Origin of the sequence: Pseudomonas sp. WS 5503 (assembly GCF_012985385.1) — a bacterium.
In the GTDB taxonomy this organism is placed as follows: Bacteria; Pseudomonadota; Gammaproteobacteria; order Pseudomonadales; family Pseudomonadaceae; genus Aquipseudomonas; species Aquipseudomonas paracarnis.
Window position 1 is genome coordinate 248,774 of sequence record NZ_JAAQWI010000001.1, and the last position, 23,170, is coordinate 271,943.

The 23,170-nt window shown below is 50.6% G+C and carries 19 protein-coding genes; all 19 read right to left on the reverse strand.

All coding sequences use genetic code 11. From position 1 onward, the window contains the following. Positions 1-79 precede the first annotated feature (79 nt). The 19 genes from HBO10_RS01190 to rpsA all read right to left on the reverse strand — a co-directional run bounded on the left by HBO10_RS01190 (position 80) and on the right by rpsA (position 23,055). Positions 80-706, reverse strand: coding sequence for an acetyltransferase (locus HBO10_RS01190; RefSeq protein WP_034126703.1), 627 nt, complete (start codon positions 704-706; stop codon positions 80-82). Further along, complete coding sequence (locus tag HBO10_RS01195) at positions 703-1,299, reverse strand: sugar transferase (RefSeq protein ID WP_034126702.1); 597 nt, start codon at positions 1,297-1,299, stop codon at positions 703-705. The genes HBO10_RS01190 and HBO10_RS01195 overlap by 4 nt, the downstream gene beginning before the upstream one ends. Beyond that, positions 1,296-2,513 carry a glycosyltransferase family 4 protein gene (locus HBO10_RS01200; protein WP_034126701.1) on the reverse strand — a complete coding sequence of 406 codons (1,218 nt, stop codon included), beginning with the start codon at positions 2,511-2,513 and terminating at the stop codon, positions 1,296-1,298. Before HBO10_RS01200 ends, HBO10_RS01195 begins: the two co-directional genes overlap by 4 nt. Positions 2,514-2,515: 2 nt before the next feature. Continuing rightward, positions 2,516-4,060 carry a heparinase II/III-family protein gene (locus HBO10_RS31085; protein ID WP_230633840.1) on the reverse strand — a complete coding sequence of 515 codons (1,545 nt, stop codon included), beginning with the start codon at positions 4,058-4,060 and terminating at the stop codon, positions 2,516-2,518. A gap of 281 nt (positions 4,061-4,341) precedes the next feature. After that, on the reverse strand, positions 4,342-6,486 hold the full coding sequence (locus tag HBO10_RS01210) for a bi-domain-containing oxidoreductase (protein ID WP_034126699.1): 2,145 nt from the start codon (positions 6,484-6,486) through the stop codon (positions 4,342-4,344). Between the two features lie 99 nt (positions 6,487-6,585). After that, positions 6,586-8,514, reverse strand: a complete 1,929-nt coding sequence (gene asnB / locus HBO10_RS01215) for an asparagine synthase (glutamine-hydrolyzing) (protein WP_034126698.1) — start codon at positions 8,512-8,514, stop codon at positions 6,586-6,588. Positions 8,515-8,524: 10 nt separating this feature from the next. After that, positions 8,525-9,835: an oligosaccharide repeat unit polymerase gene (locus tag HBO10_RS01220; RefSeq protein ID WP_230633839.1), complete on the reverse strand. Its 1,311-nt coding sequence runs from the start codon at positions 9,833-9,835 to the stop codon at positions 8,525-8,527. A 17-nt stretch (positions 9,836-9,852) separates the two neighbouring features. Beyond that, positions 9,853-11,100: a membrane protein gene (locus tag HBO10_RS01225; RefSeq protein ID WP_034126697.1), complete on the reverse strand. Its 1,248-nt coding sequence runs from the start codon at positions 11,098-11,100 to the stop codon at positions 9,853-9,855. 46 nt (positions 11,101-11,146) lie between these two features. Further along, entirely contained in the window at positions 11,147-12,127 is a 981-nt protein-coding gene (locus HBO10_RS31175; RefSeq protein ID WP_230633838.1) for a glycosyltransferase, read from the reverse strand. An 81-nt stretch (positions 12,128-12,208) separates the two neighbouring features. Then, on the reverse strand, positions 12,209-13,123 hold the full coding sequence (locus HBO10_RS01235) for a GDP-mannose 4,6-dehydratase (RefSeq protein WP_034126696.1): 915 nt from the start codon (positions 13,121-13,123) through the stop codon (positions 12,209-12,211). Then, positions 13,107-14,144, reverse strand: a complete 1,038-nt coding sequence (gene gmd / locus HBO10_RS01240; RefSeq protein WP_034126695.1) for a GDP-mannose 4,6-dehydratase — start codon at positions 14,142-14,144, stop codon at positions 13,107-13,109. Before gmd ends, HBO10_RS01235 begins: the two co-directional genes overlap by 17 nt. Before the next feature lie 26 nt (positions 14,145-14,170). After that, on the reverse strand, positions 14,171-15,619 hold the full coding sequence (locus HBO10_RS01245; RefSeq protein WP_034126694.1) for a mannose-1-phosphate guanylyltransferase/mannose-6-phosphate isomerase: 1,449 nt from the start codon (positions 15,617-15,619) through the stop codon (positions 14,171-14,173). Further along, positions 15,616-16,881: a UDP-N-acetyl-D-mannosamine dehydrogenase gene (gene wecC / locus HBO10_RS01250; RefSeq protein ID WP_034126693.1), complete on the reverse strand. Its 1,266-nt coding sequence runs from the start codon at positions 16,879-16,881 to the stop codon at positions 15,616-15,618. Before wecC ends, HBO10_RS01245 begins: the two co-directional genes overlap by 4 nt. 2 nt (positions 16,882-16,883) lie before the next feature. Continuing rightward, positions 16,884-18,020, reverse strand: coding sequence for a UDP-N-acetylglucosamine 2-epimerase (non-hydrolyzing) (wecB, locus tag HBO10_RS01255; RefSeq protein ID WP_034126692.1), 1,137 nt, complete (start codon positions 18,018-18,020; stop codon positions 16,884-16,886). 502 nt (positions 18,021-18,522) lie between these two features. Further along, positions 18,523-19,905, reverse strand: a complete 1,383-nt coding sequence (locus HBO10_RS01260; RefSeq protein ID WP_080757700.1) for a Wzz/FepE/Etk N-terminal domain-containing protein — start codon at positions 19,903-19,905, stop codon at positions 18,523-18,525. Between the two features lie 337 nt (positions 19,906-20,242). After that, a complete protein-coding gene (locus HBO10_RS01265) occupies positions 20,243-20,473 on the reverse strand; it encodes a lipopolysaccharide assembly protein LapA domain-containing protein (RefSeq protein WP_034126691.1) in 231 nt (76 codons plus the stop codon). Between the two features lie 24 nt (positions 20,474-20,497). Continuing rightward, a complete protein-coding gene (gene ihfB, locus HBO10_RS01270) occupies positions 20,498-20,794 on the reverse strand; it encodes an integration host factor subunit beta (RefSeq protein ID WP_003189779.1) in 297 nt (98 codons plus the stop codon). A 130-nt stretch (positions 20,795-20,924) separates the two neighbouring features. Continuing rightward, positions 20,925-21,209: a lipoprotein gene (locus HBO10_RS01275; RefSeq protein ID WP_034126690.1), complete on the reverse strand. Its 285-nt coding sequence runs from the start codon at positions 21,207-21,209 to the stop codon at positions 20,925-20,927. Between the two features lie 160 nt (positions 21,210-21,369). Beyond that, entirely contained in the window at positions 21,370-23,055 is a 1,686-nt protein-coding gene (gene rpsA / locus HBO10_RS01280) for a 30S ribosomal protein S1 (protein ID WP_003189774.1), read from the reverse strand. Between the last annotated feature and the right edge of the window lie 115 nt (positions 23,056-23,170).

Below are 23,170 nucleotides of genomic sequence, written 5' to 3' on the forward strand. Positions count from 1 at the left end.
CATTCGAAAATATGAAAGACTCGTCAACATGAGCCCCGTTGCAATTCGCTCGACACGTTGTTCACGCAGCGACGACTTTTCAAGAACCGTGCAATAACCTGGCCGGTACTCCGGCGACTGTAACCTCGTCTGGCACGTCTCTGACTACTACGGCTCCAGCGCCAACCATGACCTTTGAACCGATGCTCACAAGTTGTCGTACGCAGGCGCCTATGCCTATCCAGCTCATATCCTGAACGCAGACGCCCCCTGCAAGCCGGGCGCCGGGGCTGATGTGCACACACGACCCCAATAGACAATCGTGGTCAACACTGCAGCCCGTATTGAGAATAGCGCCACTGCCAACTCTCGCATCGGCATTCACAACCGCTCCAGCAAAAATCACCGATCCCTCACCAACCGTGGCATACCGGCTGACTGTTGAACCCGGATGGCGCAGCGTAACCAGTTTAGCGCCCGCCGCCTTTAGTTGGCCCAGTTTTGCTTGGCGGACCCGATTGTTGCCGATCGCCACCAGCACTCCGTCATATTCATGCACAGCGGCCATCAGCCTCTCGGTGTTGCCTACGACATTCCAGGCACCATTTCGCACCAAGCCAGGCCACGCGTCATCGAAGAACTCAATGATGTCCCATCCACAGCATTCGGCTGTATCCGCGACGACTTTGCCATGGCCGCTTGCACCTAATACCGCAAGGCGGCTCATGACTTGGAGCCCGTAAACTTCGATGCTGTAGCTTCGCCCTCGGCACTGATACCGTCACGTACCAGAACTTTTTTGATTGTCAGGAAAATGACCTTAATATCCAGCCAAAAAGACTGATTATCAACGTACCAGGTATCCAGCTTGAACTTTTCTTCCCATTCGATTGCATTGCGCCCGTTGACTTGCGCCCAACCACTCACGCCCGGGCGCACCTCATGACGACGGTACTGCTCTGCGTTGTAGAGAGGCAGATATTCCATAAGCAGCGGACGAGGGCCCACAAGACTCATATCGCCTTTAACCACATTCCACAACTCGGGCAATTCATCCAGGCTACTGGACCGCAGGAAACTCCCAAAGACTGTCATGCGTTGTGAGTCTGGTAAAGGCTCGCCGTTCGCATCATGAGCATCTCGCATCGTGCGGAACTTGATCATTTCGAATGGTTTGCCATGACGACCTGGACGTACCTGACGAAACAGAACGGGAGATCCCAGTTTCTTGCGGATGTTCCATGCAATTACTGCTATGACCGGGGAAAGCAGAATTAGTCCAAGCAAGGACGCAAATAAATCAAACCCACGCTTGATCATCTGGCAACACCCTCCAGCCAATCCACAAATCGATCGGCCAACTTGCGTCGGTCAAACTCTCTGACCGCCAATTCTCTACCGCGTGCGCCCTTGTCCAGCAGGTCGTTACGATCATCTGCCGCCTGTATCAAAGCATCTGCGAACAGCGCAGCATCGTCGGGAGGTACGACAAAACCGCAGTTTTCCTTGGCGATCATCTCAGCAAGCCAGCCAGGATAGTTATTTAAAACAGGTAACCCCGAAGCGATATAGTCGAAAAACTTGTTAGGCGACGTACCGTAGTAAAAGGCTGGTACGTTTGCCAATATTTGCAGGCCCAGATCTGCGCTGGCCATCAAACCTGACAACCGGGCCTTGTTCACCGGGTCGTGAAATATCACATTGTCCAAGTGTTCTTGCGCTGCGCGTTTTTGAAGCGCGGGTTTAAGCTTGCCCTGCCCGATCAAAACCAGCCGGATATCATCGCGCTTTCGCAGTTTCAGTTCTCGAGCTGCATCCAGTACCGCATCCAGGTTGTTGGCCACCCCGTGAGTGCCGGCAAAAACCGCAACCAGATGATTTTTATCCACGCCAGCCGGCAACCATGGCTCAGCATGCGTATTGAAAATATCAAGGTCACAACCGTTTGGAATCATTTCGATTCGATCATGTGCTACACCGCGGTGCGCAATACCTTTCACAATACCGGGTGACAAGCCAATGAGGCGGTGAGCCGAACGATAACTCGCCCACTCAAGGAAAGACATGGCAGCAAGGATCACTGGATTACGAATGACGCCCATCGCTTTCGGCAGCTCGGGCCAGAGATCCCGAACCTCGAATATAAAAGGCTTATTGCGAAACCACCGGGCGAATATCCCGGGGATACCAGCTGTCAACGGCGTAGTGGTCGCAAAAACCAGGTCGTAACGCTCGGTTAACGCAATACCGATACTGCGCACCGCAAACTTCAAAAAGCTCAGCGCTCGGACAAACAGGCCATCGCTGTTGGAGTACGCCAAGTCAAATTCAATGATCTCGATACCATCGACCATACCTTGGCGTTTTCCACCAACGAAAGGGCTTTCCAGCCCGGTTTGGCCACCACCATAGCTGCCACAGACCATTGTCACCTGGTGCCCCCTGGCAACCAGACGACAAGCCATCTCATAAGACCGAATACCGGTCGCTCCTTTCGGAGTCGAAAAATGCTGATGAAAATAAAGGACTTTCATGTCTACCAGTGATACTCCGTAGTCAAAACGCCCGCCGAAGTCACCTCAACCTCTAGCACCGGCACTTCAGTTTTTTGTAAGTAGTAACGAGACTCCCAACCCTGGACGAGCTCTCGACGAACGATAGGCATGCTGCCAATGACCGATATTCGATGCGAGCCGTTGGTCAGAACGTCGCCTTCAAGCCGCCAGTCCCCCGGCTGCAAGCGCCATCGTAGAACTGCACGATCCTTGAACCCGGTAAATTCATCTCTGACCTGCAAGCCGACATCCGTCAGACTGACGTGCCGCTCGTGACGGACTCCGCTACCATCGACATACGTGGCGCCACATGAGCTGGCGGCAACCTGGTCAACCAGGCTTTCGACCTCGCGCGTTCGCAGCCATTCCCCAAAAAGAAACCGGCTGAGCCTGGGCATCTGGTCTCGCCCATCAAATTGAAGCGTGTTGTGGCTGGCGGTTCCAGGAAAATAACTCAGCCACTGCGCTGAGGTGTTGTAGCTGAAAGTACCTGCGTCCCGGAGCAAGTTAATACCTGCACGCCATAGATCCACATGCAGGGCATCTGCCTGGCTGGGCCGAAATCGGAATCGCGGATAGCGCAATACGGCGTAGGTCTGCTCACGCCGTAACAATGCATAACCACCATGATCAAACAGTTGACTAGCTGGCCGTGCCGCTACAGCCGATGGACTCGGCAGCAGCAGCCAGCGCAGTGGCAGATCCCACTCACCTGCAGCTTCGTAGGCTCTCTTTCCGGCAAACAACGCCATGGACAACTGGACGGCAGGCCTGAAATCGCGATAGTCCGTATCCGTCAGTGGGAGCAGTCGGGCGCCATCATTTGCGCCAATGTTCGGTGCATCACCCGTATGCTCGTCGACTAACGAAAATAACCAATGCGCGGCTGCGCGAGCCCTGAGCTCGAAGGTGGCAGAAAACGCCGGGAGCGCCAGTTTTTTTCTCCAGACTTCAACCATGGAAAACGTGTCGAGCATCACTCGGTGATAATTGACGGAGTACTGACTGAAGCTGCCGTCTTGCTCAATCAACCGAGCGGCACGATTTTCAAGCCATCTGCGCCCCAAACGCTGCCAGCGTTCGCCCTCAGGGCGACCACTTAACGTCAACCAACTGCCGCCGACAAAAAGCGCAGCCGCCTCCGAAGTCCCGTGGTTATTATCCTGAGCCATCGCATAGCTCAGCGTCGGCTCAATACGCTGGAGATGCAGCAGAACCAGGTCCACGAGACCTGGTAATGGGCTGGCAAACTGTTCGAGAATGACCGAACTCATTGCCAAGTGCAGGACTCGAATGGACGCCTCCTGGCCGCACTTCCAGTTAGGACCGCAATAGGGAGGATTATTGACGCACCAATCCGCCAGCCAAGCGTTTAACTGTACAGTTCCCGCAGAGCCGCCAACACAGGACTTCTGGGCAAAGGTCAACGTCCAGTCAAAGCGCGACGCTTCCCAGATATTCTTTATATCACCGACAGCGGCATCAAAATCAGGAATCCGCCACCATTCCCGTCCAGGATCAGGCACTCGAACTCCATTCAGAGGATTCAAATGCCAATCAGGAGGTGCGTCAGATATCGGGCATTCCCATGCCCCGAAATATCGGACCTGGGAATCCCATTGGGATGCACATGGTAACGAGGCGGCCTGTCTAGCACTTTCCGCAAAAAACGGCCCCAGGGGAACTTCAGCCCGAAGGCGTCGGACCGGGTTCAAGCCCGTCTTGACCCCAAGCCGGTAGCCCAATGCACGCGCCAGATTGCCAAAACCGAGAGCTAGCGCAGTTTTGGCCTTAACAAGAAGAAGGCTCATTGCTCGCGCAGAATCCGGGCAACTTCAATGCTCACGCGTGCCACTTCGAATATTTCATCAGAGGTGATCGGCGTGACAGTCCCATTTTCCACCGCGGCCAGGAAAGCCGCAGCACACTCGCTTTGCCCCTTGTTCTGCTTCCAGAGATTCAGCTTGCTGAAGCCCGGCCAACCGAAACCTTTCAACTTGCGGAAGTTATCCAATTGCAGGACACGTCCAGCAGCGAAGACTTCAACCCGCTCTTTTGGAAAGCTTGAAGCGCCATTGGCCAGATAGTGGATTGTGCCGAAAGAGCCATCCTCAAACCCGAGGGTAATTGCCGCTTTATCTTCAGTAATTGCTACAGCTGGCGTATCCCCCATTCTACGGGCCTGGATCGAAACAATTTTGCTACCTGCCAGAAAGCGCATCAGATCAATGAAATGACACGCTTCGCCAATAATACGGCCACCGCCGACTGAGGGGTCCTGGGTCCAGTGATTCGAGGGAATCGCTCCGGCATTCATCGTCATGATGAAAGACTTGGGTTCTTTGACAGCCGCAAGCAACGCCTTCATCTTTTGTACCTGAGGCGAAAAACGTCGATTGAACCCAACCATCAAATGTGGCTTGAGCCCTTTTTCAACGGCATTTCGATAGGCTTCTTCAACCGTTACCAGATCCTGGGCTTCAATTGCCAAAGGCTTTTCGACGAAGACATGTTTACCTGCCTCCAACGCCTGGCTGACAAAATGAGCATGGCTGTCGTGACGAGTGACAATTGCGACGGTGTTGATCGTACGCTCGCCAAGCATCGCATTGATATCAGTCGAGGCCTGTGCAAATCCTGCCTTGCTACCGTGAATGACACCATTGATACCGCCGGCAGTAACAATCGTATGGAACTGAGCACCTGCGGCCTTAAATGCCGGTATCAGCATTCTTGATGCATAGTTTCCTGCGCCAATGAAGCCAACAACAGGTTTGACGGGGTCGAAACTGGCCGCCGCACCGGGTGCCAGTACTACTTCCTTGATGTTTCGCTCGGTATCTTGGGAGGTGTATTGAAGAATGATGCCCAGCGCCGAATTATCCGTCGTAAGCGTCTGATAGGCATCCGCTGCTTCTTCGAATGCAACCCGATGGGAGATCAGCGAGTTGACCTCCAATTGGCCGCTGGCGAGCATATCCAGGACGGCTTCGAAGTTGCGCTGTTCAGTCCAACGGACAAAACCTATCGGGAAGTCGTTGCCTTGATCTTCGTAACTTGGATCATAGCGCCCGGGCCCGTAAGAACATGAAACCTGAAATGTCAGTTCCTTTTCATAGAAGTCAGCTCGACTCAACTCAAGCCCGGTTACCCCGACCAGAACAATACGTCCCCGTTTGCGACACATATGTGCCGCTTGGGTGACAGGATCGGAAGACTTGGTAGATGCCGTGATAATGACGCCATCCACTCCTCTTCCGCGGCTGAACGTCATCCCCGCAGAAACGACATCCTCTCCCTTGCCGGGATTGCATGTTTCGGCACCATAACTGCGAGCCAAAGCCAGCTTTTGTTCATCGAAGTCAATGGCAAGTACTCGACAGCCTTGAGCCCGCAGCAGTTGAACCGTCATCAATCCGATCAGACCAACGCCGGTGACTACGAAGGTTTCCCCCAGTGTCGGTTGAGCGAGCCGGATACCCTGCAAGCCAATACTGGCCAACACCGTAAACGAGGCGGCTTCATCGCTCACCGAGTCCGGAATCAAGGCACACAGATTCTTGGGAACAACAACGATATCGGCATGAGGACCATTGGAAACAACACGGTCGCCGGGCTTGAAGCCGGTCACATCCTTCCCGACGGCACCCACGACACCTACATTGCAATATCCAAGGGGCAACGGTTGTGCAAGCTTCGAGCGAACGGCTTCGACGGTTGTCGCCAAGCCATCAGTCTGAACCTTTTGCAGAACCATACGAACCTTGTCAGGTTGCTGGCGAGCTTTTTCCAACCAGTTGGCCCGCCCAAACCCTACCAGCATGCGTTCCGTGCCGGCAGAAATCAGCGTATTGGTTGTATTGATCTTTAGCGCGCCACTGCGAACAGCGGGAGCCGGCGCGTTAACCAATGACGTCTCACCGCTAGCCATGTTCTGAACAACCTGCTTCATGCATTCACACCAATAAAGTTAAAAATTCACTCATCACTGAGAAACTTGTATAGAGCTGTCTATCCTACCATCGGATATGGTCGGGGCGTCGGCGCCCACTCAACCGTCGAGGGCGAAATTGCCGTCCAGGTACTGCTTGCACCAGAGTTCCATGCAAACGATGCCGAACAACGTATAGGCAGCGTCTATTCGACCAGAACGATCTGCATCGATCAGATGCGCCACTGCCTTAGGGTCGAAAATCCCCCTCTTAAGCAGGGATGCAGGAGAAAGCACCTCATCGACCAAAGGCTTCAAACGTCCTTGCAACCAGTTGCGAAGCGGCACACCGAAGCCGGTCTTGGGTCGGTAGATAACATCGTGAGGCAGATAGGGTTCCATGGCTTTCTTGAAAATCCATTTCCCCTCCCGACCTTTTTGTTTGATATCCGAAGGCAATGAACCTGCCAGGCGTACCAAATCAAGATCCAGCAGCGGTACACGCACTTCAACGCCCGTCGCCATACCCATTTTATCGGTGTAATTGAGATTGTGATCGGTGAGAAAATGCTTGCACTCCAGGGTAAGCATTTTATCCATGGGCGTAGCATCCGAAGGTAGCCGCGAGAGTGTTTCTCGCATGGGGGCAAACAGATCATCTGCTGCCAACTCACGTCGCAAGTCCGGGGCTAACAAACTATAAGCCTGATCAGGCTCAAGCCAAAGGAAATAACTGATCAAGCGATCATTTGCCGGCAAGTCCGCGTATCGAAAAGCCTTCCCGAGACGGCGAGACAGCGGAGAGGATGCCGGAAGCAAACTTGAACTACGGGCCAGTACCGAGCGCAGCGGGCGAGGCATCCCTCCCCACCAACGCTCTTGCGCCAAAGCGAAATGACGGCGATAGCCGGTAAAAATGTCATCCCCCCCAGCACCGGACAACAGAACCTTAATGCCGTTCTGGCTTGCCAGCTCGGAAATGAACAACGCATTCAATGCAGCTGGATCCGGCGTAGGCTCATCAAGCAGATAAACCATTTCTGGTAGACGATCCATCATCTCATCACCGACGCCTACAACATGTAGGTCGACGTCCAGATGCTTGGCAACGCGCTGTGCGTACGGAAGGTCATCCGCGAAGCCTTCGTTTGCAGTGGATCCATTGTCGACACGAATACTGAAGCACTGCAACCGCCCTTTATCGCGTATTTCCTGTGCGGCGAACGCAACTATGGCGCTGGAATCCAACCCGCCTGACAAGAATGAACCCAACGGTACATCAGACACCAACTGACGCTGGACGGCAGTCCTGACTGCATCGGCGACATCGACAGCGACATCGGCAACCGTTTTTTTCAGAGGTTTCTCTGAAATAGGCAGTTCATAATAGAACCAGCTCTTCTCGATATGCCCATTACGGACACATAAGGCTTGGCCAGGTAAAACTTTTTTGATATCCCGCACAATCGTGCGATCGCCTGGCGACCAAAGAAAACCAAGGTGCGCGAGCACGGCTTGCGGGTCAATTTCAGTTTTACTGAAGCCTCCTCTGATCAAGCCTTTCATTTCACTTGAAAATGCAAAGCAACCATTATTGGAATGGATATAAAGCGGTTTGACACCGAGCTGATCCCGGGCCACCCAAAGTGTTTGAGTATCACGTTCCCAGAATACGACCGCGAAAATCCCGTTTAACCGATTCAAACACTCGATTCCGTAGCGACAGAAGAGCGCGAGCAATACTTCGGAATCTGACTGGCTGGAAAAATGATCTCCCGCAGCTTCGAGATGAGCTCTTAACTCACGAAAGTTATAGATTTCACCATTAAACACCATCACCACTCGCCCATCGGCAGAGACCATCGGTTGATGCCCGGCTGAAGTCGTATCAAGAATGGAAAGGCGCACCTGACCCAGCCATACACCAACGTCGGTATCAGACCAAACACCTTGATCATCTGGCCCGCGACGTCGAATAAACGAAAGCGCTGAAGAGAAATCAATAGACTCTCGCGTTCCGTTATGGATGTAGCCCAAAATTCCACACATATCAATTTCTCTAAATTGGGTTGTTAACAGGCTCGTCGCGCTTTGAGCTCAAGAACAAAAAAGGTATTAATATAGACGCTATGAGAAGAGCGACCGAAGCCAATTCGCCTCGAAAAAGGTGAAGCAGGGAAGCCACCGCCAATGCATATAGACCTAGCGCTCGATCACTTTGAGGGTTATAGATAACCGCGCCATAAAGCCGTCCTCCTATAAGCCCAAGGAAAAAACCGCCAAACAGTACACCTAAGGTACCAAAATTCATGTAAAGCTCACCAAAAATACCCGGTGGCATTGTCGTGCCCTGCAAAAGCCATTTATCTGGCCAAAAGGCTTCTGTAAATACACCCGCGGCAGTGAGCGGCTTATCGGGAAAAAGACCCGAAGGGATCAAAATCAACACGAGCATCAACAGAGTTGTTCCGTTTTGCCATTCAAGCCTTTCAGGCATCGCATCTACCAGCACAGTCATTGTTTGCAACTGCATTAGGTTGCCTGTGAACTGAGTCGCCAAAAAGTGAATGAAGGATAGAAAAACACCTTGCTCTTCGTTAATAAAAAAGAACTTGCCAGCCACAAGAAATTCTTGCTTAAAAAGATGATACGCCATTAAAGAGACAAACATCACTCCGCCAAGCACAGCCCCTTTTATGAGGTTGACACGTTTAACACGATAATGCCTAACGACAATCATCGCCAATACAATAATGAAAATTGTCGACTTCTGACCTTGAAGCGCGCAAATAAACAAACCACTAAAAAAATATAACCAAAAACAAAAGCGTTCGGACAGCGTTCTTTTTTTACTGCCCGTCAGGCGTATAAACCAGGCAAGCGAGACAGACAGAAACAGATTCTGAAGAAGAAACAGGCCGTTCAACCCTGCAAATGCTCTTATTCTATCGCTCGCGCCATAAAGCAGCCCCCATACCCCTCCGAGGATTATAAGAATGGCTGCAAAGGCCAGCAGTGCCATTAACGTAAATATTGTAGACCTTTGAGAGAAGATTCTGGAGCTCACTATGTAGCGAACCCTAACGGGAAAATTCAAGTGAGTCTTTCGCCCTAACCAACAGCCCATTAAAACAAAAACCAAAGCCAGAACATATAACAAAACAGCATAATCTATAGAACTACTTTTATCCGAATAGTTGAAATTCCAATACAGACTAAACCCATCGAACCCCATAATGAATGGATACAGCGGAACGATCACGCCGGCAAACCAGATCACCATAAAGAAAAAACCAAAACCAAAACAATCAAATACTCTCTTTCCAATAGGCGTTCGTAAACGCCCTTGCTCCGAATATTTATCTTCCAAGGCATTATCCTCTAGAGTCATAAATCAGCGAGACGGAGTCTCACCGCAACCAAAAGCAGCATAGAGGACAAAACAACACCCGTTGCATACCCCAAAACACCCGCCCACGCCCCAAAAGGCATAATGCTCAAGTATAAAATCAAAGCAACGCTCAGCCCTTCGACTATATTGACTTTCAAACTCAAACTAAATACACGCAATGCAAGCAACATAGTACCACTCACAAGAGCAATAGCTTTCAACGGCAGCGTTAATGCCAGCACAAACATATAGATAGCTGCCTGTTTGTAAACACCTCCCACAAGCAAAAACCATACAAGGGAAATCACTATCAACAACAACGCAACCGAAGAGGATATCTTCAACATACTTCTGAAGAACGCATGATGCCTTTCACGCAGCATCTCTTTATCGTTGACTACTTCCACCAAATCTGGGATAGCCCTTTGCGCGATGATTGTCAGTGGAAGCAAACCAAGACTAAGACTCAACAAAGCTATACCAAAAAAACCGATCTCATCAATTTTCACATGATAAGCAGTCAACATAAGTACGGGCAAACTATCGACCATCAAACGCACAAATAGACTTGCATTGACAGTCACCCCGGACTTCGCGGTCATCATCAACTCACGCCTGTTTACCAAGCGAAAATCCAGCGCGCTAAAAATATACGACCGCAGCTTCCACCACACAGCAACAAGACAGAGCAACTCTCCAATATAACGAGCCGTCATCCAGCCTTCGATACCAAAAAACTTGGTCAACACAACATGCAGAACAATGCTGACACCCGTAACCAACATCAGTGCGAAGTAAATCTCACGTATCACCTTCGCACCCTGCGCAAACCCCGTAGTTACACGGAGCAAGTTAGTTAACAGCACTAAGCCACAGGTGGTAAACACGTAGGAGCTCATTACAGAGTTCCACACGAACTTATTTGCAACATATATACAGGCAATGACACCGATTGATGCTATAACTACTAGCAGAAAAACCTGTCGAAGCACTTCATTTTTATCAGTAGTGCCATTACTTGCCGCGGTATCACGAATGGCGATACTCTGCATACCCAAGCTACCTGCAAGGATAACAAGAGCAATAATTGTTTCCAGCGAGCGCACCATGCCAACAACTGATGGGTCAACCCAAGGCGTGATTAAAAACTGACTTATTATTACCCCACCTTGAATGCAGGCGGTGATAACAACAAGCTGTAATAGCCTCGAGTTTTCAAACATGCCGATCAGACGACTCAACACGCGGTACCACCATCGACTTTTATGTGTACTCTCACTGGAACTCTCCTTATTTCGCCAGCGACAAGGAATCCAGAACACTTTTCAGCGCCGAACGACGAGCTGCGATGGAATAGTTCGAGGAAATCCATTGGTGTCTGGCTTTGGCGTCTTCAGCACAAACCGGCGTTGCGACAACAGCCTCCATGGCGGATGCAATTTCCTCTGGGCTGTCTGGCTGGACCCAGTAAGCGAAGTCACCCGCAACTTCTGGCACCGCCCCCCGTGGAGAAGTTATAACTCGCGCCCCACACGCCAGTGCTTCACCGATTGCATGCCCGAAACCTTCGTAAAGCGTTGGCTGAACATAGGCCAGGCAATTTCGATAATGGTGCAGTTTCTCTTCATCAGAAATCATTCCGACAAACTCTACCTTCTCTTCTATGCCCAAGCGCTGTGTCAGGGCCTTTAGCTCCTGCAGATAATCACCATGCTTACCAGCAACAACCAGTCGAAGATGGCTGGCACTAGCCGAAACCCGCGCGAACGCCTCTATCGTCGGAATGAGCCCTTTGCGAATGGCATTGGTACGGCTCGTCCAAGTTACCGTGAAAAAATAATCCGACTCAACAGTTGGAGCCTCGCCAGGAGAATAGTAATCGGTGTCAATCGCTAGCGTTGCGTACACTGGATTTCTGACACGCAGGTTAGCGGTAACCTCTTCACACTCTGATCTTGAGATAAACAGGTTTCGATCAGCTAACAACAAAGAGGTACGCAGTACCGCCTTCTGCCACAAAGGCCGATCTAGGTAACAGAGACCCGGAATTTCCTTCCGGCAGGTAGAATAATCAAAAGCTCCAGTCACTATCACCGGCCGACGGCGTAGCTTCCCGGCGAGCAATGGAAGCGGCGAGTGCCCCCACCACCAACAAAAATAAAGATCCGCCTTCCAGTCTAATGTGCCTGGCGTCCCGGACAAAACAACTTCATGCCCAAGCTCCTTGAGAATTCGGATATCCACCCGATAAAACTCGACTTTGTCAAACATCTCACGCCAATTAGCATGAGCAGACATATTAGCAAAAAAACATATGCGCACTAGAGCACCGACCTGTTACCAGCCACGATATTAAACAAATGCCTTCTGCTGATACATTGATAGCAATGTATCGTGCAAGCTAGGCACATCAATTTTACCTACCGTATCAAAGAGTTTGGCTGGACTGCCGTAAAGTTCTTTAACTTCATCCTCTCTGACAAAGGCAGGATCAACTACAACCGCTGGCCGATAACCTGCGATCTGCTCCATCTCATCAATCACGCTTAACAAGGAAATGCTACGACCCGAGCATATATTTATAAACTCGCTGCGCTGATTAGTCGTCAACAATCTTGTATATGCCTCAACCACGAAACCCACATCAGATAGATCGCGAGAAACATCCAGGTTACCTAATCTGAGCTCTTTTTCCCCTCGAGCAAACGCGCCCACGATCTTGGAGAAAACGAACGACTCCGATTGGCCGGGGCCAGTGTAGTTGAAAGGCCGCACTACCAGTATGGGCATACGAGAAAACCACTTGCGAACAAGCGCCTCCATCGTTAATTTGCTCAACGCATAGTGATTAACAGGCTGCGGCTCACTGCTTTCAGAAACAGGCGACGAGATTGCATTTCCGTAAATATTTGCACTGCTCGCAATTATAATTTTTTCTACAACTATCTCCGCCTCCTTAATCGCATTAAGAAGGCTTTCCGTACCCAATACATTGACGCGATAGTATGATAAGGCATCGCTGCCAGTAACATGGGCCAACGCGGCTAAATGAATAATATGAGTAGGTTGAACCTGCTTCATCCAATCACTTAGTCGCTTCGTATCATTAAGATCCGCGTCTAGGTGATCAAACTCACAGGCGAGCCGCACTCCTCCCAGGCCAGCAACGCGCCAGCCGGCCTTGGTGAGATTTTCCGCCAAGTGCTTTCCAGTGAAACCCGAAAGCCCCGTAATCAGCACCGTCCGCTCTTTACTTTGAAGTGCCATTGCGAACCCTTCTTAGATCAGCGTCAACCATCAACTGGCACAGTTGCTCTAGTGTGGTTTCTGGTTTCCAACCCAATCGCTCTTTTGCAAATGACGCATCGCCAATCAACAATTCTACTTCTGCAGGTCGATAGAAGCGCGGGTTGACTTTTACCCTAGTGATACCGGTTCGACGGTCAACACCAAACTCGTTCTCAGCGCTTCCAGACCACTCGATATCAACACCCACAGCTTTAAAACTCATCGAAACAAAATCACGAACGGTTTCAGTGCGATTGGTAGCGAGTACAAAAGTTTCCGGCGTGTCGACTTGCAACATTCGATGCATGCCATCTACATACTCTTTAGCGAACCCCCAATCCCGCTTGGCATCCATATTTCCAAGTTCCAGGACTTGCTGCTTGCCAATTTCGATACTGGCAACAGCATCAGTAATCTTGCGAGTAACAAACTCTTTCCCCCGCAGAGGAGACTCGTGATTGAATAGAATGCCGCTGGTAGCAAAGATATCGTACGACTCACGATAGTTAATCGTTGTCCAATGCGCAAACAGCTTCGCAACACCGTAAGGACTACGCGGATAGAAGGGTGTACTCTCAGATTGAGGAACCGCCTGGACCAATCCAAACATCTCGGATGTCGAAGCTTGATAGAAGCGAATCTTGGGATTTACTATACGGATTGCTTCGAGCAAATTGAGCGCACCGACACCAGTAATCTGTGCCGTTGTGATTGGCTGATCGAACGAAACACCTACAAAACTTTGAGCCGCGAGATTATAAACCTCGTCCGGTGCGCAATTCTGAATTAAACGAATAGCCCCGGACAGATCAGTCAAATCAAATTCTACGAGGTGGAGATCGTCATGCTCAAGAACTCCCAGCTCCTCTAACCGCCAGAAACTTACAGAACTTGTCCGGCGATAAGCGCCGTAGACTTTATAACCCTTGGACAACAGTAGTTCGACAAGGTACGCCCCGTCTTGACCTGTAACACCCGTAACCAGCGCGTGCTTCTGCATCGATACAACTCCTAAAAATTTAAACCCTAAACACGTCCATAAGTATCGTCAAATCGAACGATATCATCTTCGCCCAAATACGTTCCTGACTGCACTTCTATGATCTCAAGAGGAATAGTGCCGGGATTGGAAAGGCGATGAACATGGCCAATAGGGATATAAGTACTCTGATTTTCATTCAACTGAAAAACACGATCTTCACAGGTCACCTCTGCGGTGCCAGACACAACAATCCAATGCTCCGCCCGATGGTAATGCTTCTGCAAACTTAGCGTTGCTTTCGGCTTCACCAATATACGCTTCACCTGAAAGCGCGAGCCGGAATCTATGCTGTCGTACCAGCCCCAGGGTCGATGAACGCGGCGATGGAGCTTTGACTCTGGCCTGACCTTGACATTCAACGCTTCGACAATGGCCTTCACGCCCTGACTGCGGTCTTTATCCGCGACTAACACAGCATCAGGCGTTTCGACGATAACGATATTTTCAAGCCCCACGGCCGTTACTAAACGGTGAGAGGCGTAAACCAATGTATTAGAACTGGAATCTAATATTACATCCCCATGGGTAGCGTTCTGTTTTTCGTCCTTCTCACTCGAACGCCAAACAGCATCCCATGCCCCCAGGTCGGACCAACCGGCGTCCATCGTCAGCATTTTCAACGTCAGGCCGGCTGACGGCGTTTTCGCACAATGCTCGATCACAGCATAGTCAATCGACTCTGGCGGTATCAGGGAAAACGCGTCCAGTTGTGGTCGTATAAACCCGTTATCCTGGGCCCGGCCCTTCCAGGCGGCTTCAGTGGCATCGAAGATGTCTCTTCTGAACGCGCTCAGTGCTTTCAACCAGATTGACGCACGCAGCACGAAAATACCGCTATTCCAGAAATAGCTTCCATCTTCCAAGTATTTTTCTGCAGTTGACCGCCCAGGCTTTTCAACAAACGAATCCACCCTCTTGACGGCAGAGGGGTCTGCAGAATGGATATAACCATAACCCGTTTCAGGGCGATCAGGCTTGATGCCCAAGATTACAATGCTGCCGTCTTTTGCAACGTCTACAGCTTTACTGACCGTATCAGTAAAGGCTTGAATATCAAGAATCATTTGGTCGGCCGGGACCACAACCAGGACGGGGTCAACCTCCATCCCAACTTCATCGCGTGCATAGAGCGCCGCCAACGTAAGCGCAGGGGCTGTATTGCGTCCTACCGGCTCAAGAATGACAACAGCTTTAGAAACATTCATTTCCCGGATCTGATCTAGGCAAAGGAAGCGGTGCTCATCATTCGCAACGATGCAAGGCTGCAGCACCTCGACACCTTGCCCACCTACCTTCAAAACTCGATCAACAGCCTGCTGAAACAAAGTTTCCCGACCTGAAATAGCCAAAAACTGCTTTGGGTAGAGAGTTCGACTAAGAGGCCAAAGTCGGGTTCCCGCCCCCCCTGACATAATAACGGGTAGTATCTTCATACCAGCCAAATTCCACGTGTATCAACAATCTGGCGGCCTTGAAGAGCCGATGCGGGAATAGATTTAAATGGTTTGTGATCTACTAGTAACAATAGAACATCAGCACGAGAAATCGCTTCTTCTGCTGTGCAGAGTTCAGCATTTTTGAGCGAGCCAGGTAAAGAAAGAATATTAGGCTCCACGACTAAAATTTTCCCCGCGTGACGACTTGAAATATTGCGAGTAATTTCCAGAGCCGGGCTTTCGCGCAGATCATCAATATCGGGCTTGAATGCGAGACCGAAGCAAGCAATGACGACGTCTTTCTCAGACTTCTCTGAATGAAGCGAAAGATGATCAGCCACCGCAGCGTCGACCTTGTTCATAACCCACTGAGGTTTCGAATCATTAACCTCCCGCGCAGTCTTGATCAACCTGGCCTGGCCTTCTGCCTGACTTACAATGAACCAAGGATCAACAGCGATACAGTGCCCACCGACACCAGGCCCCGGCTGCAAGATATTGACACGAGGATGTCGATTGGCAAGCTTTATAAGCTCCCATACATCAACATCAAACTTATCGCATATCATAGACAATTCATTGGCAAACGCGATATTAACGTCGCGAAAGCTATTCTCAGTCAACTTGCACATCTCTGCAGTTCGAGCGTTTGTTATGATACATTCGCCCTCCACGAACAACTTATACAATCGTGCTGCGGCATCAGAGCACTTGGGAGTCATCCCACCAATGACACGATCATTTTGTACCAACTCACGTAACACATGACCAGGAAGCACCCGCTCCGGACAGTGCGCGATACGAATATCGGATGCTTCGCCATGAGTTTGAGGAAACGTCAAGTCGGGACGAGCTTCCGCCAACCATAAAGCCATCTTTTCAGTTGCACCGACAGGCGAAGTGGACTCGAGAATGACCAAGTCCCCGCTTTTAAGAACAGGTGCAATAGACTTACTTGCGGATTCAATATAGGAAAGATCCGGAGCGTGATCATCCTTGAAAGGAGTAGGCACAGCTATTAAAAAAGCATCGGCCGGCTCAGGGCTAGTACTAGCGCGGAGATAACCTTCAGTCACGGCGGCATGTACAACTATATCTAAATCAGGTTCAACAATATGGATTTTTCCGTCATTAATAGTATCGACAGCCTTCTGATTAACATCAACACCAACAACTTTCACCTTACGCGCAGCAAAAACGGCGGCGGTTGGCAGACCAATATAACCCAAACCGATGACAGAAACTGTGGAAAAACCCATATTTAAACCTTAATATCAAAATTGGCAAGAGCCGTGATAATACGCGCGCAAGCGTTACCATCACCATAAGGATTATGAGCAAAACTCATTTCCTGATAGGCGTTTTTATTCAAGAGAAGTTCACGCAGATGATGAGTTATTTCCTCTCTATTGGTCCCAACCAACCTGACTGTGCCCGCTTCAACTGCCTCGGGTCGCTCAGTCGTATCGCGCATGACCAAGACAGGCTTACCCAAGGATGGCGCTTCCTCTTGCACGCCACCAGAATCCGTCAAAATCAAGTACGAACGATTCATAAGATAGACGAATGGAAGGTAATCTAACGGCTCTATAAGGTGAACATTATCGATACCGGCCAATAAACGATTGACAGGCTCACGAACGTTTGGATTCAGATGAACAGGATATACGATTTCAACATCATCAAATTCATGCGCAATCGAAGCAAGCGAACTGCATATTCTTTCGAACCCATCACCAAAACTTTCACGGCGATGGCCAGTAACAAGAATAATGCGGCGCTGGTCGCGCAAAAATGAAAATTGCTCTGAAAATTTCTGTTTAAGCTGATCATCAGATTCCAGCTTCTGCACGACCTCAAGTAGTGCATCAATAACGGTATTGCCTGTCACGTACACGGAACTAGATGCTATCCCTTCACGGAGGAGATTCTGCTGCGATCTTTCGGTCGGAGCAAAATGGAGACATGCCAGGGCTCCCGTCAGCTTTCGGTTGGCTTCTTCTGGCCAAGGAGAATAAAGATTACCTGTCCGCAGACCGGCCTCAATATGACCCACAGGAATCTGCTTATAGTAAGCTGCCAAAGTAGTTGCAAATGTGGTTGCAGTATCACCATGCACCAGTACAATATCAGGCTTATAATTATGAAATACTTCCTTCATCCCTTGAAGAATGCAAGTCGTCACATCAGTAAGATCCTGACCACTCTTCATAATAGCGAGATCAAAATCAGGTTCGAGTTTAAACAACTCTAACACTTGATCCAGCATTTCACGGTGCTGCCCCGTGACGCAGATCTTAGCGTCAAAACGCTCATCTGCGCGCAACGCCAGAGCTAAGGGAGCCATTTTTATAGCTTCCGGTCGCGTACCGAAAACACTCAAAATCTTTAAAGTCATTACCGATGATTCCATATCATAATTTAGTCAGAGAATAAGCTCGAAACTGGCGATCTGAGCATGTTCCTGCCAAACCTACCGGTTATACTGTTCAGGCCATGGCCGCTTCTGCTCGGCAGCATAACATTAACAAGCGTACTGACGACATAACGTCTCTCTTCGAGCAAGCCCATTTCGCACGCCCTCGCAATTCCAGCCATCGGAAACTGGCCGCCGCCTTACCCTCAAAGCTCAGACAAACCCGCGCTCAACCAGTTATATCGATCGCCGCAAGGGCTTTCTGTGAGCAACCAAGCCTCTGACCCACACCATAACGACCTCGGTTACCCCCATGAGATCATTCGCCTATTAGCGATAGTGCCCTCCAGCCAGGCCCAAACCCACGTAGAGAACACACACATTACCCCGAGCCCCAACCAACGCCTCTCAGTCCGACGTGATCAGCTAGCCAGCGCTCCCTAACACATAAAAAAGTGAGGCCAAACGCCTCACGAATAGCGGATCATTTCGCCAGCAAACTATTACCGCTCCGTGAACGCCGACCGGATAAATCCCCTTCTGCACGAGGGTCAGAACTAGCAATAGAGATAGAATCAACCTTTCCGTTATGCGCGATAATTTTGCCTCCCTGTATTGCCTGCCTGGCGAGCGCAATACATATCGCAAGCACCCCGCCCAGGAGCAAGCCAAGCAGAAGCACCAGCGGCCGATTCGGGCTCGCTGGCGCCAACGGCTCAAGTGCCTGCTGATCGACACTCACCAACTTCAGCTTGGTCATGTCAATATTTAGACTGCTTAGTCGAGACATCTCAGCTCGCAGCGGCTGAACCCCAGCAAGAAAAATTTCTTCATTTTTCCGAGCTTTCAGCACCTCAACTTCTCGATTGGATGCCAATAGCTGAATTTCTTTGGCAATCTGAGCGATACGCGGCTCAGTAAATTCATCCGACACCCGACTTCTTAACTGAGCGAGCTCTGCCTTTAGCGCATCCACCCCCATAAAATATAGAGGCGTTTGCTGGTTATTGATCTCTGTTCGCATTACGCTACCGGCTACAGCACTCCCCGACTCACCCAATGAAGAGGGTGTAGTAGGTTTTTGGATGCCTAAGGATTTGGCTATACCAATTGCCTCATTCAACTGAGCGATTCGATCATTACGAAGCGTTTTCAACTGGGCACGAAGCGCCCTTAACTCATCCTGAAGCTGCGCAAGTCTCAATGAGTCAGCCTCCTGCAACGAGGCTATTTTGGCAGTTTTTTCAATATCATAACCCGAGCGAGCGGCTTCAAGCTTACCCTTCAACTCGCTAAGACGGTTATTGACAATTACCTCCAAGTCGGCAGCAACTTTTTTACGCTCACTGGCGATGGCATAATCGACAAAACCATTAAGAATAGCGACCCCATCAACGCCTTTAGGATAGGTCATTTCAAGTTTTACATAAGCGCTCAGCAAATTCTTCTTTTCAGGCTCGGGAAGAATCAACCGAATAGAGTTTCGGTTGAAATCTTCAAAACTTTGCTCAAGCGTTTGACCCGGACGCACAAATTTTTCGAACAACTTGGGGTTGGCCCTAAAGAAAGCCAATCGAGCATCGTAAGAATCCAGCGCTGCGCCGACCCGGAGTAGAGCTTCGGAGGGTGGCAACTGATAAATCTCAGAGCGATTGAGCGCATCCAACTCATTGATGGCAGCCGGCCGCAGCACAGAACTGACTTTATATTCAGGAGTCGCGAGGAAAGCATAAGAAGCTGCTATTAGCACACAGCTTAAGGTCACCAGAGCCAGCAGCTTTTTTTGCTGCCAAACAGATTGAAACATCGCGACAAGGTCGATCCCGTCGGATATAGGTGCTGGGGGAATACGGAGGCTACTACTCACAACAAAAACCTGCCTTCAAAGAGAAACTGCGGGCTCGTTATGCAGACAAAATTGCGTTTTTTATTCTAATTGGGTGACCGCCAAAACCCAGCGTCTCTGCCAAATTTTGAGCGCACAAAATGCCTGTTATCGAGAACAGATTCCATTCTGCCATCTCTTCGACATATTACAAGTCTTGACATGTATGTAGGGCGATTCTGAATTTCACAAGAGAACTGTCGCAACCAACGGGGGATAGGTCGCTACGCAGCTCAAAGCGCTCGACATGATAAGGTTTCTGACAAACGGTCACCAACACCGCTGATCCCCATCACAACTGCCAACCAAGACTTAAACCTTAAGCCACCGCCTTACCCCGACGCCTACGCACAACCACCCCCAACACCGGCCCAATCAACATCCCCAAAATCAAAGCCACCACCACAAACACCGCCACCGGCATCTGCGCAGTACTCCACCCCAGGAACGACAGCGCCACACCCTGCTGGTTCTCCAGCACAAACGCCAGAACCACCAAAGCCGCAAGCACTGCAATCAATACCGCAACAACGCGCTTAACCCCACGCATACCCTTCTCCTTCCCCAAAAACACTCAGACGCCTTCTTCCTCTTCTTCGTTCACCCGATCGCGCAATTCCTTGCCCGGTTTGAAGTGGGGAACGAATTTGCCGTCAAGGCTGACGGATTGGCCGGTTTTTGGGTTGCGACCTACGCGCGGTGCGCGGTAGTGCAGTGAGAAGCTGCCGAAGCCGCGGATCTCGATGCGATCTCCGGTGGCCAGGCATTGGGACATTTGCTCAAGCATGGTCTTGATAGCCAGCTCCACATCCTTGGATGAGAGCAGCCCTTGATGGGTGACAATTCGTTCGATCAACTCCGACTTCGTCATATTTTTCCCTTCTTTTTCAAGCAGCTAGGAAAAGCGCTCCGAAGGTTTTAGCATGAGTTGATGAATTTGAACAGCCCATGTGTCAACTTATGTGGGGCTGAATAAACACGCTCAGCGAGCGGTCAACCCCTTACTTACAGATCACCAACATGGTCCGCGTCACCGCGCCAGCAGGGTTCCAGCCGAACAGGTAGTCGCCCTCTTCGTCCTCCGCATCACTGGAGCGGGTAATGACCTTATAGCCCTGCATCTTGCACTCACGGGCGGCGCGTTTTTCGCATTTTTCCCACTTGTTACCCAGGCCAGAGCAGTCGATCTCGATGCCGCTGACGCCACGCTTGGCGTGGGTCTTGGCACTGGTAGAGGAGCAGCCTGCAAGCGCCAGCAAAGCGAATACTACGATAATTCTGTTCATTCAAACCCTTATTGAGTCAGCAACGCGAAATAGCCGTTTTTAAAACTATAGTCAGTTCTGACATTGGGCTGAACACCTTCGTTCGGTGCAGTTGCTTCATCAAATTTCAGGCACAAAAAAGGGCGACCGAGGTCGCCCTTTTTCTACAGCTTTACAGAACTTAGTTCTGCTTAGCCATTGCCTGGCGCAGCAGTGCCGCCATGGTGGTGTCAGCAGCAGCTTCCGGAGCAGCTTCTTTCAGGCTCTGGATAGCTTCTTTCTCTTCCACTTCGTCTTTCGACTTGATGGAGAGCTGAATCACGCGGCTCTTGCGGTCAACGCTGATGATCTTGGCTTCTACTTCCTGGCCTTCTTTCAGAACGTTGCGCGCGTCTTCAACGCGGTCACGGCTGATTTCGGAGGCTTTCAGAGTCGCTTCGATATCGTCGGCCAGAACGATGATGGCGCCTTTGGCGTCAACTTCTTTCACAGTGCCTTTAACGATGGCGCCTTTGTCGTTCTCTTGAACGTACTCGGAGAACGGATCGCTTTCCAGTTGCTTGATACCCAGGGAGATGCGCTCGCGCTCTGGGTCAACCGACAGGATAACGGTGTCCAGCTCGTCGCCCTTCTTGAAACGACGAACAGCTTCTTCGCCAACTTCGTTCCAGGAGATGTCGGACAGGTGAACCAGGCCGTCGATGCCGCCGTCCAGACCAATGAAGATACCGAAATCGGTGATCGACTTGATGGTGCCGGAGATTTTATCGCCCTTGTTGAACTGGCCAGAGAAATCTTCCCATGGGTTAGATTTGCACTGCTTGATGCCCAAGGAGATACGACGACGCTCTTCGTCGATGTCCAGAACCATAACTTCCACTTCGTCGCCGACTTGTACGACTTTCGAAGGGTGGATGTTCTTGTTGGTCCAGTCCATTTCGGAAACGTGTACCAGGCCTTCCACGCCTTCTTCCAGCTCTGCGAAGCAGCCGTAGTCGGTCAGGTTGGTAACACGCGCGGTTACGCGAGTGCTTTCTGGGTAACGAGCCTTGATAGCAACCCATGGATCTTCGCCCAGCTGCTTCAAGCCCAGGGAAACGCGGTTACGCTCACGATCGTACTTCAGAACCTTGACATCGATCTCGTCGCCAACGTTGACGATTTCGGAAGGATGCTTGATACGCTTCCAAGCCATGTCGGTAATGTGCAGCAGGCCATCGACGCCACCCAGATCGACGAATGCGCCGTAATCGGTGAGGTTCTTGACGATACCTTTGACTTGTTGGCCTTCCTGCAGGGATTCCAGCAGAGCTTCACGCTCGGCGGAGTTCTCTGCTTCCAGCACGCTGCGACGGGAAACGACAACGTTGTTGCGCTTCTGGTCGAGCTTGATGACTTTGAATTCGAGTTCTTTGCCTTCCAGGTGCGTGGTGTCGCGCACTGGACGAACGTCGACCAAAGAACCTGGCAGGAACGCACGGATGCCGTTAACGTCGACAGTGAAGCCGCCTTTAACCTTACCGTTGATAACGCCCTTGACCACTTCTTCAGCTGCGAAGGCTGCTTCGAGAACAATCCAGCATTCAGCGCGCTTGGCTTTTTCACGGGACAGCTTGGTTTCACCGAAACCGTCTTCAACCGAGTCCAGAGCAACGTGAACTTCGTCACCGACATTGATAGTCAGGTCACCAGCATCGTTGTAGAACTGTTCCAGCGGGATCAGAGCTTCAGACTTCAGACCAGCGTGAACGGTTACCCAGCGAGCTTGGTAATCGATATCAACGATAACACCGGTGATGATGGAGCCTGCCTGAAGGTTCAGGGTTTTTAGGCTTTCTTCAAAGAGTTCCGCAAAGCTTTCGCTCATTTTAATTCCTGTTGATAAGGGCGAAGAATACGCCCATCTCCACACCCCAGACGGTGTGGGTCAGTTTCAGTTAAAAGAAGCCACCGCAGGACTATGACTGGTCCCCTGCGGCCTT